Source organism: Dietzia sp. CW19 (assembly GCF_014145265.1).
GTDB classification, from domain to species: Bacteria; Actinomycetota; Actinomycetes; order Mycobacteriales; family Mycobacteriaceae; genus Dietzia; species Dietzia natronolimnaea.
Map to the genome: position 1 here is coordinate 26357 of NZ_JAALEE010000566.1, position 378 is coordinate 26734.

Below are 378 nucleotides of genomic sequence, written 5' to 3' on the forward strand. Positions count from 1 at the left end.
TCTCGCCGCGAGCTTGCGCCCGGGCAATGCTGGCTCCAACACCGCTGCCGACCACATCGACGTCCTGGGCCAGGCAATCGCGCAGATCCCCGCGGCTCACCGGCGTGAGGTGCTGATCCGCTCCGACAGCGCCGGCGCCTCCCACGACCTGCTGAACTGGGTCACCGAGCGAAGCCGCGTCCGTGGTCGACGGGTGGAGTACTCGGTCGGATTCTCCATCACTGCCCCGATTCGCCGAGCCATCGCGACCTGCCCCGAGGAAGCATGGGGGCCGGCGCTCAACCCTGGCGGTGATATCCGAGACGGAGCCGAGGTCGCCGAGCTGACCGGGTTCCTCAGCCCAAGGATGCTGGCCAAGTGGCCAGACGGGATGCGGGT

The 378-nt window shown here is 69.0% G+C and carries 1 protein-coding gene; it reads left to right on the forward strand.

What is annotated here, in order from left to right; translation table 11 throughout:
* Positions 1 to 378: transposase (locus G6021_RS16685; RefSeq protein WP_182641778.1), on the forward strand; the 378-nt coding region annotated here is incomplete at both ends.